This is a genomic window from Halomicronema sp. CCY15110 (genome assembly GCF_016888165.1).
Classification (GTDB): Bacteria; Cyanobacteriota; Cyanobacteriia; order Phormidesmidales; family Phormidesmidaceae; genus Halomicronema.
Genome location: NZ_JACSWC010000370.1, coordinates 46,990 through 62,482, shown reverse-complemented (window position 1 = coordinate 62,482; position 15,493 = coordinate 46,990). Strand labels below are relative to the sequence as shown.

General features: G+C 56.0%; 13 protein-coding genes. 8 read left to right on the top strand and 5 right to left on the bottom strand.

Annotated elements, in window-relative coordinates; translation table 11 throughout:
- Positions 1-2: 2 nt before the first annotated feature.
- Positions 3-899: a bifunctional methylenetetrahydrofolate dehydrogenase/methenyltetrahydrofolate cyclohydrolase FolD gene (gene folD / locus JUK32_RS17895; RefSeq protein ID WP_204140227.1), complete on the bottom strand. Its 897-nt coding sequence runs from the start codon at positions 897-899 to the stop codon at positions 3-5.
- Between the two features lie 56 nt (positions 900-955).
- Here folD and JUK32_RS17890 point away from each other — a divergent pair, with 56 nt between their 5' ends.
- From JUK32_RS17890 to JUK32_RS17875, 4 genes are all read left to right on the top strand, one after another.
- Positions 956-1,582 (top strand): hypothetical protein, encoded by a 627-nt coding sequence (locus JUK32_RS17890; RefSeq protein WP_204140226.1) that lies wholly within the window; start codon positions 956-958, stop codon positions 1,580-1,582.
- Positions 1,583-1,840: 258 nt separating this feature from the next.
- Positions 1,841-2,533: a response regulator gene (locus tag JUK32_RS17885; protein WP_204140225.1), complete on the top strand. Its 693-nt coding sequence runs from the start codon at positions 1,841-1,843 to the stop codon at positions 2,531-2,533.
- Between the two features lie 18 nt (positions 2,534-2,551).
- Positions 2,552-4,558 (top strand): CHASE2 domain-containing protein, encoded by a 2,007-nt coding sequence (locus tag JUK32_RS17880; RefSeq protein ID WP_204140224.1) that lies wholly within the window; start codon positions 2,552-2,554, stop codon positions 4,556-4,558.
- A 788-nt stretch (positions 4,559-5,346) separates the two neighbouring features.
- On the top strand, positions 5,347-5,655 hold the full coding sequence (locus JUK32_RS17875) for an NfeD family protein (RefSeq protein WP_204140223.1): 309 nt from the start codon (positions 5,347-5,349) through the stop codon (positions 5,653-5,655).
- Between the two features lie 82 nt (positions 5,656-5,737).
- On the opposite strand, the gene JUK32_RS17870 is transcribed toward JUK32_RS17875, so the two are convergent.
- Positions 5,738-7,306, bottom strand: a complete 1,569-nt coding sequence (locus JUK32_RS17870; RefSeq protein WP_204140222.1) for an OmpA family protein — start codon at positions 7,304-7,306, stop codon at positions 5,738-5,740.
- Positions 7,307-7,428: 122 nt separating this feature from the next.
- Positions 7,429-8,325, bottom strand: a complete 897-nt coding sequence (locus tag JUK32_RS17865) for an ROK family protein (RefSeq protein ID WP_204140221.1) — start codon at positions 8,323-8,325, stop codon at positions 7,429-7,431.
- Between the two features lie 177 nt (positions 8,326-8,502).
- Between JUK32_RS17865 and JUK32_RS17860 the strand changes: the two genes are divergently transcribed.
- Positions 8,503-9,156, top strand: a complete 654-nt coding sequence (locus tag JUK32_RS17860; protein ID WP_204140220.1) for a Uma2 family endonuclease — start codon at positions 8,503-8,505, stop codon at positions 9,154-9,156.
- 73 nt (positions 9,157-9,229) lie between these two features.
- On the opposite strand, the gene JUK32_RS17855 is transcribed toward JUK32_RS17860, so the two are convergent.
- Positions 9,230-11,434 carry a SulP family inorganic anion transporter gene (locus JUK32_RS17855; protein ID WP_204140219.1) on the bottom strand — a complete coding sequence of 735 codons (2,205 nt, stop codon included), beginning with the start codon at positions 11,432-11,434 and terminating at the stop codon, positions 9,230-9,232.
- A gap of 278 nt (positions 11,435-11,712) precedes the next feature.
- Between JUK32_RS17855 and menA the strand changes: the two genes are divergently transcribed.
- From menA to JUK32_RS17840, 3 genes are read left to right on the top strand one after another with little or no spacing between them, the layout of a single operon-like run.
- Positions 11,713-12,627 carry a 2-carboxy-1,4-naphthoquinone phytyltransferase gene (gene menA, locus JUK32_RS17850; protein ID WP_375541582.1) on the top strand — a complete coding sequence of 305 codons (915 nt, stop codon included), beginning with the start codon at positions 11,713-11,715 and terminating at the stop codon, positions 12,625-12,627.
- 2 nt (positions 12,628-12,629) lie between these two features.
- Entirely contained in the window at positions 12,630-13,622 is a 993-nt protein-coding gene (locus JUK32_RS17845) for an o-succinylbenzoate synthase (protein ID WP_204140217.1), read from the top strand.
- Positions 13,619-15,112, top strand: coding sequence for an AMP-binding protein (locus tag JUK32_RS17840; RefSeq protein ID WP_204140216.1), 1,494 nt, complete (start codon positions 13,619-13,621; stop codon positions 15,110-15,112). The genes JUK32_RS17845 and JUK32_RS17840 overlap by 4 nt, the downstream gene beginning before the upstream one ends.
- On the opposite strand, the gene JUK32_RS17835 is transcribed toward JUK32_RS17840, so the two are convergent.
- A complete protein-coding gene (locus JUK32_RS17835; protein ID WP_204140215.1) occupies positions 15,012-15,455 on the bottom strand; it encodes a thioesterase family protein in 444 nt (147 codons plus the stop codon). The two genes, JUK32_RS17840 and JUK32_RS17835, sit on opposite strands and share 101 nt — an antisense overlap.
- Positions 15,456-15,493 lie beyond the last annotated feature (38 nt).

The following is a 15,493-nucleotide window of genomic DNA, read 5'->3' as shown; positions in this document are numbered from 1 at the left end:
GGTCAAGACAAAAGCGTACGGTGCTCCTGGGAGAGCTCTGGCAGCCGTTGGCAGTAGCTCAGCACGGTATTGTGCAACAGCATGGTCACCGTCATTGGCCCCACGCCGCCAGGGACTGGAGTAATGGCCGAGGCGATGGGGCTAACCGCTTCATAGTCTACATCGCCGATGAGGCGATACTGGCCTGCCGCCGTTTCGATGCGGTTAATGCCGACATCAATCACGACTGCTCCTGGTTGAATATAGTCAGGCGTTAAAAAGTTGGGCCGCCCAATGGCACTCACCACAATATCAGCCTGGCGAGTCAACTCGGTGACATTTGCCGTCAAAGAATGGGCGATGTCGATGGTGGCATCGGCTTCGAGCAGCATCAGCCCCATGGGCTTACCCACTAAGATGCTACGCCCCAGGACGACGGCCCGTTTGCCCGCGACGGCAATGTTATGCGCTTGTAGCAGCTTCATTACGCCTAAGGGGGTGCAGCTACGTAAACCGGGTTCACCGCGCACTAAGCGGCCCAGATTCATCGGGTGCAGCCCATCGGCATCTTTATCCGGGTCGATGGTGTTGAGCAGGGTAACGTCGTTGATGTGGCGGGGCACGGGTAGCTGTAGCAAAATGCCGTCAACGCGATCGTCGGCGTTCAACTCAGCAATCAGTCCTTCGAGATACGCTTGAGCGGTGTCGCCTGGTAATTTTTGGCCGAACGAGGCAATGCCGACGCGATCGCAGGCGCGTTCTTTGTTGCGCACGTAAGCGGCACTGGCCGGATTATCCCCGACCATAATGACCGCCAGCCCAGGGGGCCGCCCAACTCGCGGAGTCCAAGCTTGAACCTTGGTGGTTAACTGGGCCTGAATTGTTTTTGCTAAGGCTTTGCCATCCAAAATTTGCGTCATGAATCTCCTAAGCTACCCTATTGAGCAATGGCATATTACGAGGGATAACTTTACCCTTGGTGACTGGTGATGTGATGGAGCCCGAACGGCGGCGATCGCATGGCTCTGCCACGATGTCTAGTCTCTCAGATTTAGCAGCTTCTTATCCTAAACGATTCTCAATGGCACAACTGACCAGGCACTGGCAAATATGGATTGGCGGCCTGACCGCAATGGTCGCTGTGGGCTGTAGTTCGGCGGTTACTCTGCCGGGGCAACCAGAGTCCGCTGGGGTTCATCTGCCGTCTGGCATCGCCCAAATCGTGCGTCCTACAGTCACGATTCAATCCCTCACTGCTGACCAAAATAGCGAGACGGTGCATATCAAAGGCACTGTCGCGCAGCAGGCCGCGTTGCTAACGGGCGGGCTGTATCAGGTGGTAGACGACAGTGGCACGATTTGGGTGTTGAGTGCTGAGGCTGCCCCAGCGGTCGCGGCGACCGTCAGTGTGGTGGGCACCCTCGAAGTGGAGGCGATCGCGGTGGAAGGCATCGACATCAGTGACGTTTACTTGCGCGAAACGTCGCGAACGCTCACAGCGGCAGACCCCGCCGCTGATAGTCCTAATGGGGTGGAATCCAATCCTGACGCGACACCGCTAGAGGACGCCGAGGCCGCAAGTGACCAGGGAGCGGAAGAATGACCCGCCCCCGCCGGGCCACTGACTCTCCAGTCGCCGTGGCAAGAGGCCGATGAACTGTTGAAGTGATGAATGCGTTTCACACTTTACTGTGATCGAGTCTATAGTTTTTACCATTGAGGGCGCAGGCATTTCGCGCCAACATGGAAAGATATGCGCTGTGGCCTAGGCCAACGGCTTTTCCCTGTATCTGTGCAAAGCTCTACCATGACTTCGGTCGCATCTCCACCCCCGCAACTTATCCCGTGTTCCCGAGAGCCTATGACTGCTTCCACGGCTGCCGGCAGCGATCGCCACACCATCTTCGTGGTCGAAGACCATCCCACCACCCTGGCGGGCATTCACAGTATTCTTGACCGCTTTGGCGACCAGATTGTCCTCGAAACGTTGACCACGTTGAAAGAGGCTCGTGAAGCCGTGCAGCGGTTAGAGCCTAATTTAATGGTGCTGGACTTGCAGTTGCCCCAGAGTGCCGGGGAGAGTGCCTCCACCGAAGCGGGAATTCAGTTTCTGAAAGAGTTGATGCAGCAGCATCCGTTTCTGAATATTGCGGTTCACACCTCATACCCAGATGCCTTGGTTCGCATCATTCCTGACATCGACAACCATCGCGGTGGCTTTACCGTTACCAGCAAAGACAGTTCTACGGAAAAAGCGTTTGAGCGCTTTAAAGCTGCCCTGCAAGGCTACACCCATACCCGCGATATCCGCAGCCTGAAAGCAGGTCTGGAGCTGAAGCCCGAATGGCTAGAGACACTGGACTTGGCCTGTAAAGAAGGGTATCAAGATCGAGCGATCGCCAAGCATCTGCACGTCTCCGAAAGCATGGTGCGCAACTATTGGAGCAAGATCTACGATGTTTTGGGCATCTATCCCGAAGACGCCAAAGATGCCGGGCGCAACCTCCGCATCGTCACTTGCCTCAAAGCCCGCGACGAAGGTTTGATTGAATAGCACTAGTGAGTAGTAACTATGCTGCCATTCTTGAAAGTCCCGACTCGTCGCTTAAAACGTCTGGCCCGCAAGTCTTCTAAATGGCCGATTGGTTACGCCATCATTGTTGGAGTGCTGATTACTCGCTCCTTTGGATTGCTGGCCAATTTAGAGTTGCAAACACTTGACTTTTTGCTCCAAAATCGACTGTCTGAGGAGCTGGATGAAGAAATTGTAATTATCCTATTTGAGCGCAGTACTTTACTGAACCAAAGCGAACGCGAAGATCTCACTGAGCAACAAATTGCTCAGTTATTAAAAATTGTCTTGGCCGCTGATCCTGCCGCTGTCGGATTGAATATCTTCCTCGGTGGTCAAAATACTTCTCCGGGACGAGAGCAACTGATCGAACTTTTCAAAACTCATCCCAATTTGTTCGGAGTTCAGAAAGTCTTACCGCCTCGCAAAATTGATCCTCCTCAAGGGTTGCCAGAGGAAATTGTTGTCGAGCAATTTGGCATGAATGACGTTCCACCTGACCAAGATGGGCGGATTCGCCGTACATTTCTCGGCTCTTATTTAGAAGACGTCGGTGGTCTGCCGAACAACAACCCATTTAAATTTTCATTTTCCTTTAAGCTTGCAGAAGCCTATCTTGGCACACAGGGATACGCCTTAGAAAACCATCCTCGCCAAGCGAATGTACCTATTTTTAAATTAGAAAATACTAGTTCTTTTATCAAGCTGCCAATCTTAAATTCCCATAGCGGTGGCTATCATCGAGAGACTAATATTAGCGACCTGCAAAGTTTTCTAAATTATCGGTCGGGGCCTAGTACTTTTCAGATTATTAATGCTTTTGATTTATTTAACCGCTCTTTGAAACCAGACTTTCTGGAAGATAAAGTGGTCATTGTTGGACACACCGATTCAGACTTTCCACGGTTTTTGCCTGTAGCCGCTTCCTCTAGCTTGATCCAGGGAGAAAGTGATGAAGATGTAATTATTCCCCGTATGGGTATTGTGGGGGCAGAACTCGAAGCCCACAGTGCAAGTCAACTGATTGAAGCGGTCATGGCCGATCGTCCTCTGCTGTTTACGTTGCCCGGCAGTGTGGAAACCCTGTTAATTATTGGTGCAGGTTTGACGGGGATTTTAGTGAGCCTATCCTTTAGCTCATCTGCGAGAAGTGCAGTTGCCCTGCTGATCTGTGCCATGATCGGCTTGGGTTTTTGCTACTGGTGTCTGCTGCAATTTGGTCTGTTGTTACCTGTGACCCCAATGGCTATTTGCTTGCCGTTAGCGGGGATTACTTACTTAGGGTTCAACTATCGTAGTCAGCGCCGATCATTGCTGACCCAACGCGCCAAATTGCGGCAAGCAAATGTGTTAGAAGCCGAGCGGCAAAAAGCAATTGAGCGAGCATTTAGTGCGATTCATGCGGGGCCATTACAAAGACTGTCTCGTCTGTTGCGGAGTTCTAAGGATGGCAACTTACAGCAAGAGCACATCGTTCAAGAACTGGAATCGCTGAATAAGGAAATTCGCGGCGTAGGTGAAAGACTTCGACAAGAAGCGATCGGCGATGTTTATTTTTTCTACTCTGAGGGTGACATCAAGTTAGATCTCACGCATCCTATGCATGAGGTGCTGTATGAAGTCTATAGTCTGGCTGTGCAGCGTAAGTTACCTGGGTTTGAGACTATTAAAGTCCGGGCGGTTGCGATCGAACCGTTTAACTGTAAACTGCTCAATTTAGACATTAAGCGGCAGCTTTGCTGGTTCCTGGAAGAATCGCTACAGAATATTGGCAAACATGCGGTGGGAACGACCCGAATCCAAGTTTCTGGGAAGCATCTCGACGAATTTTACAGCCTGAAGATCGAGGATAATGGCCCTGGCATTCAGTCTGCCCATGTGGGAGAGGGCACACAGTCCTTTTATCGTTTAGAGACTTTATTACGCGGCAAATTTGCTCGGTTTTCTAAGCCCAATGGCGGCACTATCTGCGAGCTGAGCTGGCCATCATCTTTTAATACGAGTTAGAAGTAATAAGAGTTAGAAGAAAAATTAAAAGCTTGATAATTTTGATAAGGTCAAGCTAAGGACAAGGAAATGTTGAAGCCCCAGCATCGACAACCGGACATCAAAATTCATCCCATCATATTTACGGTCATCTTCTTTATATGCTTTATCCCATTGGTAGCCATTTTCACCAAATATCCGGGTATGATTGCATTTCAGTATGGGATTGAGGGTCTTTCCCTCACTATTGACGGGAGGGAAAATCTGCCCTGATTATTGCTATGTGTTGTGTCGTGTAACCTTGCACTTACAGGAAAATTAGACCATGACTTGGAATTACCTCTCCCCTATTTTTTTGCGAGCTACTGCTTTAGTCGCGATCACAGCTGCTGCCTTAGCGGGAGGCAGTATGAGCGCCCAAGCTGACTATGTTCCGCCAGGTGGCGAGCCTCCTACCGGCCGAACTTCGACCTCTGGTATGAGCTTTTGAGCCACCCATATTTAACATCTATATTTTTCTAAACTATGGTTTTGGCGACTGAGCGCGCAGCGACCTCAGGTCGACATCCATGCTAGTTAATGTTGTGCAAAGACGCGCGACGGCAGTAACTATCATACGTCTGTCTGATACCTCGGTTTGAGTACTCTGCCTGACTGATGGCTAAATTCTCTATTGAATCTAGGCTGCTAATTGGTGTGGTTTTTGGTGAAAGCATTGCTATTTTCTTTAGTCGATTTCAGTCAAAACGCATTGAGGATATCTCCGAGAAATCACTACCCTTGAGATGAATCTCGTAAGGGAGATCATCATGAACCTGTTGAAAACACTGTTCAGTTCAGATTTGGAGGACACAGATTTCTTCGAAACGACTTATCCCTTAACAAACGACTTTCTCGATCGCGATCAAGCCGCTTGGTATGCCCATTCAGAGTCAATTGCTGTAGTGACAACGGCGATTCAACCAGGACAGCTCGGACGGGTGCGGTTTCAGGGGGTGCGGTGGCGCGCCTGCTGCGATCGCGCGGTTACCCTAGCAGAAGGAACGCGAGTCAAAGTGCTGGGCCGCCGCGCCAATATCCTGGTGGTGGAGCCGATCGCGGCTTGTGTTACCTGCTAGGTAGTTCACTGTTTACTGTTTAGTCATTCGTCAGTTAATCCGCCCCGGCCAGGGAAATCGCTTTGGCCGGGGCGTTTGAGTTTTAGTTCACGCGGACGAGCCGAATCTCGGTGCGTTGTTGCGCCGGGTCGGCGGGATCGACCCCCGATAGCGGCAAATAGAAGCCTTTGCCCTCGGCGACGATGTTGTGCTGAATGCCCTGATTTCTCAAGAAATCGACTACCACTTGGGCGCGCTGCTGACTGAGCTGCTGGTTGAGGTCTGGCGTACCCGTGCGAGAGGTGTGGCCGATGACCCGCACCGCGACGGTTTCCGGATTGAATTCCTGAATTTCCTGAGTTAGACCTTGCAGGGTTTGCTGACCAGCCGCGGTGAGTTGCGCGGAACCCGTGCCAAATTCCACTTTGCCTTGCACGTCGAGGTTGCCGATGTCGGGGGCGGCCTGCACTTCTTCGGCAGTAACCTGGGGAATGCTGAGGGTTTGTTCGGTGCTGCCGGCGAGGCGTTCGGCCAGTTCGGGATTGTCGGCCCGCACGAGGTCGATGAGGGTTTGGGTATTTTGGGCGGCGTCGTTCAGGTAGGTATCGGTGAAGCGGTCGGCGGGGTTGCTGGGCAAATCGTTCAGGCGACCAGAGAGGACGAGGACGGCGGCGATCGCTTCAATCCGCCGTTGCAAGGTGCCATCGGTCATCCAGGCTTGCGCTTCGGCAGCGGTGAAAAAGTCGATGCCCTGCAAGACGGCTCCGGCATCGCTGGGGGAGAGGGCACCATCTTCCGCAATTTGGGTTTGCAGTTGTGAGGCATCGCGCACGTTGGAGTCGATGCGGCGATAGTAGTTCTCCAGAAAAGCGGAAATGACCTCGGGGCGGGACTGGATGAGGCGATCGGACGCGACGATCACATCCACGATGGAGTTGGGGGCATCATTGCTGGAAAGGACAACGGTGTAGTTCTGCTGTCGGGCTTGGGCCACGAAGGGTTCCCACAGCACGGCGATCGCCACATTTTCGTTCGGGTCTTGCATCAGTGCCCAGGCTTCGGAGGCATCGGCCACCCGCACCACTTCAAAATCGGCCAGGTTAAAGGCGTCAAATTTGGTATCCAACACGAGGGCGAGATATTCACTCGGCGTATCCCCGGCAAAGGCGATTTTGAGGGATTGGCCCTGGCTCTGGGCCTGCTGTACCAGGGGCGCGAGGTCGAGCAAAGAAGTCAGGGATGAGTATTTGGGCGTGTTGAGTACGACGGCATCGGCTCCAATGGTGCGATCGATCATGCCGACGATGGTGCCCTCGGGCTGCTGCTGGAGATACTGATCGAGGGTGGTGACGATGATGTCGGCCTCGCCGGAACCGAGCGCGGCGGCGCGGGCGGCTTGGTCAAATTCGTCGCCATAGGTCAATGTAACGCCAGTATCGGCGAGCACGGTCTGAAAGGCTTCGTTGCGAAAGGTGCTATAGCCGCTGAACGTGTCGCCCAGCAAGGTGAGTTGGGTTTCGCCCTGGGGAGCGATCGCGCTTTGATTATTACTGGAATTGCTGTTACCCAATAAGGTCGGAGCGGCTTTGCTGAGATACCAGGCTCCGCCCCCCAGCAACCCGGCGGTAATTACGAACGTACCGACCAGGGCGGGATAGTTGGTTTTAGTCATGGAATTGAGGTTGCCTTAACCCTGGGAATGCGTACCACTTGTTTACCCAAGATCACGAAAAATTGTGCGGCTACTTACGGAAAAGTTCACATGTATGGCCTTAATTGAGTCGCGTTTTCACGCTACTGACCATAGCGGTTGAGCGCTAAACGCGCCGCGCCGACCACGCCTGCTTGGTTCCCCAGTTGAGCGGTGAGAATTTGTAAATCCTCGCGGGAACTGGGTAACACCCGCTGCTCAATCTCTTGCCAAACGGTGGGCAAAAAGAGATCGGCCCCAGCGCTAATGCCGCCCCCCAGAATAATCGCTTCTGGCGTGAGCACATAGATCAGGCTAGTCAAGCCCGCGCCGAGGTAACGGCCATATTGCTGCCAATAGGCGATCGCGGCATCATCGCCGAGCAACGCTTGGGCGGCTAACTTGCCGGGTTCACAGCCCATGTCGCGCCGTACCGCCTGCACCGAACAGTGCTGCTCCAACGATCCGCGATTGCCGCTGTTGCAGGGTGGCCCCTCGGGATCGAGCGTGATGAGGCCCAGCTCACCCGCAGCTCCCGTGCGTCCGACAAACAGCTCGCCATTGAGAATGACCGCGCCCCCGACTCCGGTGCCCAGCGTGAGCACGATCAAATCTTGAAAATCGCTGCCCGCCCCGAGCCAAGCTTCGCCTAATCCCGCACAGTTAGCGTCATTGGCAAGCACGGTCGGCAAACCAGTTTTGGCCTCGACCCAGTCGGCCAGGGGCACATCTTGCCAGCCCGCCAGATTGATGGCGACCCGAGCGACTCTTCCCTGGGCGCAGGCGGGGCCGGGGGTGCCAATGCCGATCGCTCGTGCCTGGCGATCGGGATCAAGTTGGTCAATCGCCTGCACGATCGCGGTGAGGACGGCTTCGGGAGTAGCGGGTTGGGGGGTATCGACCACGAGCTGGGCTAAGCAGTCGCCCGATTGAGAATAGTGCCCGAGTTTGATGGCGGTGCCGCCCAGATCAACGCCGATAACTTGAGATTCGTTGGCCACGAGGTTGCATCACGATTGCCGATCAGAGGCATTGTCCCAGATTTTGGCCAGAGCTTAGCCAAACGTCGCGATCGCCCCCCCCGGCTCTGACCGCCCCTAGATCACCGCCAAATGGTAGCGAGTACACTAGAGCCAGAGGCCACTGATGTTGAATTTTAGTGTTCTGGGATAGGTGACATGAGCTTGTCAGCATCGCCCCAAGTGCAGACCGACACCTGGTGCAAAGCCGTTTGGTCAACTTTTGCTGATCTGATAGATGCGCCCTCATTTGAGATGGGTCGCAGCTATTTTGACAACGGCTACATGAGGATTGAGATGTCTCCGTTAGGCGCTGGGCATAGTCGGCAAAATTCAGTGGTGTCAAAGGTCGTCAGTCTTTTTGCCATGATTCATTGTCTACGCACAGCAGAGTTTGTGAATGGCAGCTTTCATCAGGCCGGAGAGCGAGGCTGTCAGCCGGATTTGGCTTTCTACATTGGTGCCGATTTTGAACTGCCGCCGCAGAATAATGCTCCGGTTGATGTCAACCGTTATGGCCCACCCACGCTAGTGGTGGAGGTGGCGAGCAGCACATTTAAAGATGATTTAGGGGCGAAGCGTTTACTTTATGAGCGGTTAGGCGTAACGGAATATTGGGTGGTGAATGTGGCTGACCGCACGGTCATTGCCTTTGCGATGGCGAATCGTCGTAGCGGTGAAATTGTGACGTCAGCCGTTTTGCCAGGCTTGGAGATGTCGCTCATTGAAGCGGCTCTGACGCGATCGCAAACTGAGGATGATAGTGCACTCATGCGCTGGCTGATGGATATCTGGCAATCGAGCGATCGTTAAGGTATTTTCTCCCCTCCTCTTGCTGTCTCTCAGCCGTGCTCTGTAGTCATCGCCCTGAACGACAAAACGATGACTACTGGAGGCGCATGAGCTTTTCGACCCCGGTGACGGCTTGGGTGAGGCGACTGGCGAGTACACGGGCCACCGTTTGGTGGAACTCAGCGGCAATGGCGGGCTGCTCTTGTTGCATTTGCTGGAGCGATCGCTGCGATAACTGGTACACCGTGGTGGGTTTATCGGCGATGCCTGATCCCGCATATTCAGTCTGTCCGTACAAGCCAATTTCTCCCACAATGGTGCCCGGCCCGCTGGTCTGTAGCAGCTTGGTGTTGCCATTCTCGACGGTCAAAACGGTGGAAATTTGCCCCGTCTCAATAAAGTAAAGAGCGTTCGCCGTGTCTCCTTGCTGAAAGAGGGGTGCGCCTGCGGGCAGTCGAACTTTTTCTAAATACTGCATGAAGGGCCGCACCTGATCGGGATCGGTGAAAAACTCTTCGAGCTGCATGGCAAAAGGGATAAAGCGCTTGCGGCGAAACGTCCCCTGGTCAATGATTTTGGCTTCGCACCAGTCAATGGCGGCATCGAGATTAGGGAAGGTGTGGCAAATGGGATCTTCGGCAGCGATCGCCCCTTGCTTGCCCCGCAAAACCGCCTCAATCTGGGGCGACAAATCGCTAAAGAGCAGGTAAGCGTTGACCTGTTCGGCCAGGTGCTTCATTTTGATAAAGCTGTTGATGGCCGACGAATCCAACCCCGACACCAGGCGAAAGTCCAGCACCAGATACTGCTCATGTTCTGGCGCGAGCCCTTCGAGATAGGCGCGCATCTCGCTCAGCAGGGAATAGGCCGTGCCAAAGAACAGATAACCCTGCACCACAAAAATCTGGATGTTGTTGCCCTCCCGCTGCAAAATGCGGCGCTCGTGGAAGGTGCGGTTGTGGCGGCTGGGATAAGTCAGTCCGGACAGCCGATTGCGAATGACCTGGAGCGAGCTGTAGGTAATCACAAACAGCAGGCAGGCGACGAGCAACCCCACGCCGACCCCCGCCAGGAAACCAAACCGCGCCCCAATCAACAAGATGGCGAGCACTAAGCCATAATCCACCCAGGACAGCCGGAAGTAGGCTTCGTAGACCCACTCGATCAGCAAGGCCAACCCCAGGTACAGCAGCAAACCGCCCAACATCGCTTTGGGCAAAAAGGCTAGGACGTCGCTGCCCCCAATGGCGACACTGCCACAAAATCCGGCGGCGACGATTCCGGAGAGGCGGTTGGTCGCCCCGGCTTCGCGGTTGAGCAAGCTACGGCTGACGGAGAGGTGCCCCACCATGCCCCCCAGCCCGCCCGTGACGAGGTTAGCAATACCCGCGATGCGCAGCTCCTGGTCAAAATCCATGTCCTGGTTGGTGGCCATTTCAATGCTGGTGGCACAGAGCAAAATGGTGATGGCGACGACGGCAAATAGCGTCAGCAAGCTCCCCGTCTGACTCCATAGGGCTGACCACTGCACGGTGCTCAGAGACATCGACTGCCAAGCTTGCAGCGGATTGGTGGCGCTCACGGGTTCCAACAGCCAGCCTTGAGCGATCGCTTGCGCTCGACTCAGCCCCCGCAGTTGCAACCAGCCATGCAGCAACAAGGTCGCCCCCAGCAAGATGGCGGGCAAGGTCAGGCAATGGCGAAAGCGTCCCAAGGCCCATCGCAACACGATCGCGAGCAGTAGGCCGGGGAGCCACAGCATCAGCTGCGCTGGGGTGAAAAAATCTGGCAGGTTGCGCAGGGTGGGGCTAGTCCCGGTCATCACCTTGATCGCCCCTTGCGCCAGCAGCAAGCCGACCCCGGCCAAAAAGCCCCCCACCACCGGGTAGGGAATGAAGCGGATAAACCGCCCCAGCCGCAGTCGCCCCAGCAGCCATAAGAAGCCCCCGGTCAGCAAGGTGCTGCCCAAAATGGCAAACCAAATGGTGAGGGCGATCGCGCTACTATCCACCGTGCCGACTAACTGCGTGGAAACGGTGGTAGCAATGAGCGCCAAAATCGCGGCGGCGTTGCCATCTGGCCCTGCGATGATGAAGGGTAGCGAACTGCCCCAGGCCACAATCAACGCCAACACGACCGCCCCCACCAGGGCACTGCTAATGCCGATGGACAGGTAGGGCGAGAGATCGCCCGAAAAAATCAGCGCGGCATAGGACACGCTGTAGGTCAGCGTCAGCAGTCCGGTAATGAGTCCTGCGGTCACATTAGGAATTAAGACCTGAGGACGCCAGAATTTCATATCGGTCAAATTTTCAGATGGCAATGGTGGGAGGTAATGCAGCTAGCTTAAACGGACGTGACCGAACGGACAGTCTTGCCGGTCACTATGGCCCAGGCTGTTTCACCCTACAGAATACGCCAGGTCAAATCCGTTGCCTTTGATAATCTTGCCTTGCGCCCTTGCCAGCGATCGATCGAGAGGCGCTGGGCGCGAAATTTTACCGACTCTATCGTTTCGGTGCATTTCTACGAGAGCGATCTATGCTGATTTAGCCCTTGATTTTTGAACTTATGGAGATTACCACCCAGTCCATCGAGGCGTCGGGAAAACGTAAGAAGTTATGGTTGGCGGCCCTCAAGCCGCCGATGTATAGCGTGGCGATGATGCCCATTTTGGTCGGCAGTCTGGTCGCTTTTGCCGAAACTCAGGTGTTGCAGGTCGGCATTTTTCTGACGTTTTTGGCGTCGGCCATTTTGATTTTGGCTTGGGAAAATATTTGCAATGATGTGTTTGATTCGGAAACGGGGATCGATGTGAACAAGCATCATTCGCTGGTGAATCTGACGCGGAATAAGCGGCTGGTTTTTGCCATTGGCAACGGATTGCTGGGGCTGGGCATTGCGGGGATCATCGCGATCGCCCTCCGCCAACAAGATCCGACCGTGTTAGGGCTCATTTTGCTGAGCTGTCTGCTGGGCTACGCCTATCAGGGACCACCGTTGCGCTTGGGCTATCAAGGATTTGGTGAAATCCTCTGCTTTTTTGCCTTCGGGCCGCTGGGGGTGGGGGCGGCGTATTACAGTCAGACCCAGAGTTGGTCGGTGGGCAGTCAGGTGGTGGGCGTGATCATTGGGATCACCACGTCGCTGGTGCTGTTTTGCTCACACTTTCATCAGGTGGAGGATGACGTGGCGGCGGGCAAGCGATCGCCCATCGTCCGGCTCGGCACCCAACGGGGGGCGCAGCTCATTCCCTGGCTGTGTGGGCTGGTGCTGGTGCTGATTTTAGGAGCGGCGATCGCGGGCTATTTGCCCCGGTGGTCATTGCTGGCGTTATTGAGTGGCATTTCGGCTGTGCGGTTATCGCTGCAGGCTCTGACTTACCACGATCAGCCGGTGAAAATCTTTAACTTGAAGTTTTACGCCATCGGCTTTCACTTTTGGAGTGGGGTGTTGCTGAGTTTGGGGCTGGTGTTGCCATCGGTGCTGTAAAGATGCGCCTGGATGTGCGCCCCTACCGTCGCCCTTTTCGTCAGCCGCTGCGGACGGCTCACGGCCCTTGGGAAGTCCGTGAGGGGCTGATCCTGCGGTTTGAAGATGAGTCGGGTCAGGTGTGCTTTGGGGAGATCGCGCCGCTTCCCTGGTTTGGCACGGAGACGCTGGAACAGGCGCGGGCGTTTTGCGATCGCGTCCCCCGGCATTTTTCCCCTGAGCAAATCAACGCAATCCCCGACTCGCTGCCCGCTTGCCAATTCGGGTTCGGGGCCGTCAGGGACCGGGTGGCTTTTTCATCTGCCTGTCAACTTAAACAGCCATCACCCCAGCCACCCGATCCCTTAAACATGTGTGCGCTGTTGCCGACGGGGGCCGCGGTGATCGAGGGGTGGCAGGGACTTTGGCAAGCGGGGCATCGCACGTTTAAGTGGAAAATTGGGGTCGCTCCCGTTGAGCCGGAGTTGGCGATTTTTCAACAACTGGTGGCGGCGGCCCCGTCGGACCTGCGGCTGCGGCTGGATGCGAATGGTGGACTCACGGCGGAGGGCGCGGCAGCCTGGTTGGCCGAGTGCGATCGCGCTCCCCTGACCATCGAGTTTTTGGAGCAGCCCTTGCCACCGGATCGCATTCTCGACTGGTTGCCCCAGGTGCAAGGACAGTTTCGCACCGCGATCGCCCTCGATGAATCGGTGGCCACGTTTCGGCAACTCCAGCAGGTTTATGAGCGAGTGGGGAATCGGGTGGTGTATGTGGTGAAACCCGCGATCGCGGGCTGCTCTCAGCGACTGGCGGACTTTTGTTTGCAGCATCGCCTCGATGTCGTCTTTTCCTCCGCCCTCGAAACCCCGATTGGGCGCAACCAAGCGATGCAGCTGGCGCAAACATTATGGACGCAGGGCATGGCCAAACGAGCGCTCGGCTTTGGCATTGGCCACTGGTTTGCCGATGACTGGCAAACCCTCTCGGCGACGGCCCTGTGGGAGCAGCTATGACCCCTGCGGAGAGCTTGCAGCGACGGTGGGGCGAACCCTGGCTCGTGGGTATGGGAGCCGCAACTTTCTGGGATCAACTGGAACAGTTTCAGACCCAGCTCCAGGCCGAGGCTCCGCGTAACGTGCTCTTGGCAGAACCGGATCCGGTGCGGTTCCTCGCCGCCTTTTTCGCCGCCCTCCAATCCCCCTGCCGCCTCTGGCTCGCCAATCCCCAATGGGGCACGCAGGAATGGTCACAAGTGATGGCCCAGTGCCCCGCCGACATGGTTCTCGGCACCGCCTCTATCGCCGAGAAACTTCAAACTCCCAACGGGATTTCACCCACCTCACCCACCTCACCCACCTCACTCACCTCATCAACATCACCTACCCCACCACCCTGCCACCCAATCCCCCTGCCACCCCACCACTCCTCTCCCGCCATCCTCATCCCCACGGGCGGCTCATCCGGCAATATCCAATTCGCCACCCACACCTGGGACACCCTGACCGCTTCTGTACAGGGCTTTTGCCAGCATTTTGACTGTGCCACGGTGAATGCCTACTGCGTGCTGCCGCTGTATCACGTCAGCGGGCTGATGCAGGCGCTGCGGTGTTGGGTCTCCGGCGGTCGGCTGACGCTGCAACCGTTTCGCGAATTGTTGCAGGCTGGAGCGATCGCTCCCACCGCCGCGCCCTCATTTCTCTCACTGGTGCCGACGCAGTTACAGCGATTGTTGAGCAGCGATCTCGATTTCCTTCCCTGGCTGCGATCGTGCTCAGCCATTTTGCTGGGGGGGGCACCGCCCTGGCCCGCTCTGTTGCAAACGGCGCGTGACCTCCGCTTGCCCCTCGCCCCTACCTACGGCATGACGGAAACGGCCTCCCAGGTGGCGACGCTGCTGCCCCAGGAATTTCTCGCGGGGCAGACGGGGAGCGGTCGGGCGCTGCCCCATGCCCGCCTGACCATTCACGACGAGGCTGGCAACGCCTTACCCCCCAACCAGCCGGGACACATTATGATTGCGGCGAAATCGCTCGCCCTGGCGCGCGGGCTAGATGCGATCGCCCCACCGTGGCGCACGGGGGATTTGGGCTACCTCGACGCCGCTGGCTATCTGCATGTGGTGGGCCGCCAACAGACCCTGATTATGACCGGGGGCGAAAAAGTGCTCCCCGAAGAGGTGGAAGCGGCGATTTTGGCGACGGGGTGGGTGCGCGATGTGGCCATCCTGGGGGTGCCTGATGCGGACTGGGGGGAAGCGGTGGTGGCGATTATTGCCCACCCTGAGACTGAGTCGAACGTGAGCGATCGCCTCGGCCACATCCTCAGAGGTCAGCTCAGCCCCTACAAGATTCCCAAGCACTGGCTGTATTGCCCTAGCCTGCCGCGCCATGCCCAGGGCAAACTCAATCGGGCGGCGCTGCGTCAATGGGTGTTGGCTCAGCTGTCCCCCACTGCTGCCACCAGCGAATCAACTCCGGCGTTAGGGGATGACGCTGACGGGTAGCGGTGTCGATGCAGACGTGGCGAGTGGTGGCGATCGCGGCTCGTTTGGCCTCTGGGGTCAACACTTGGTAAGCAACCTCGAAGCTGTCGTCTCCCGTTGGTGTGGGGGTGAGCTGCACGGTAATTGCATCGCCACACAGCAGTGGTCGCCGAAAGTCTGCCTGAGTATGGGTGATGGGAACGGCGATCGCCCCCCGACTAAAAAACGCCCTTACATCCACCCCCGATGCCTGCAACGACGCCTCATACGCTTCGTGGCAAATGCTCAACACTCGCGCGAAGTAGACGACGCCCGCCGCATCGGTGTCCGCAAAATGAATGGTCCGGGAGTAATCAAATGGCATAAACAATTCGTATCACAGATCACATCGCCAGCTCAGCC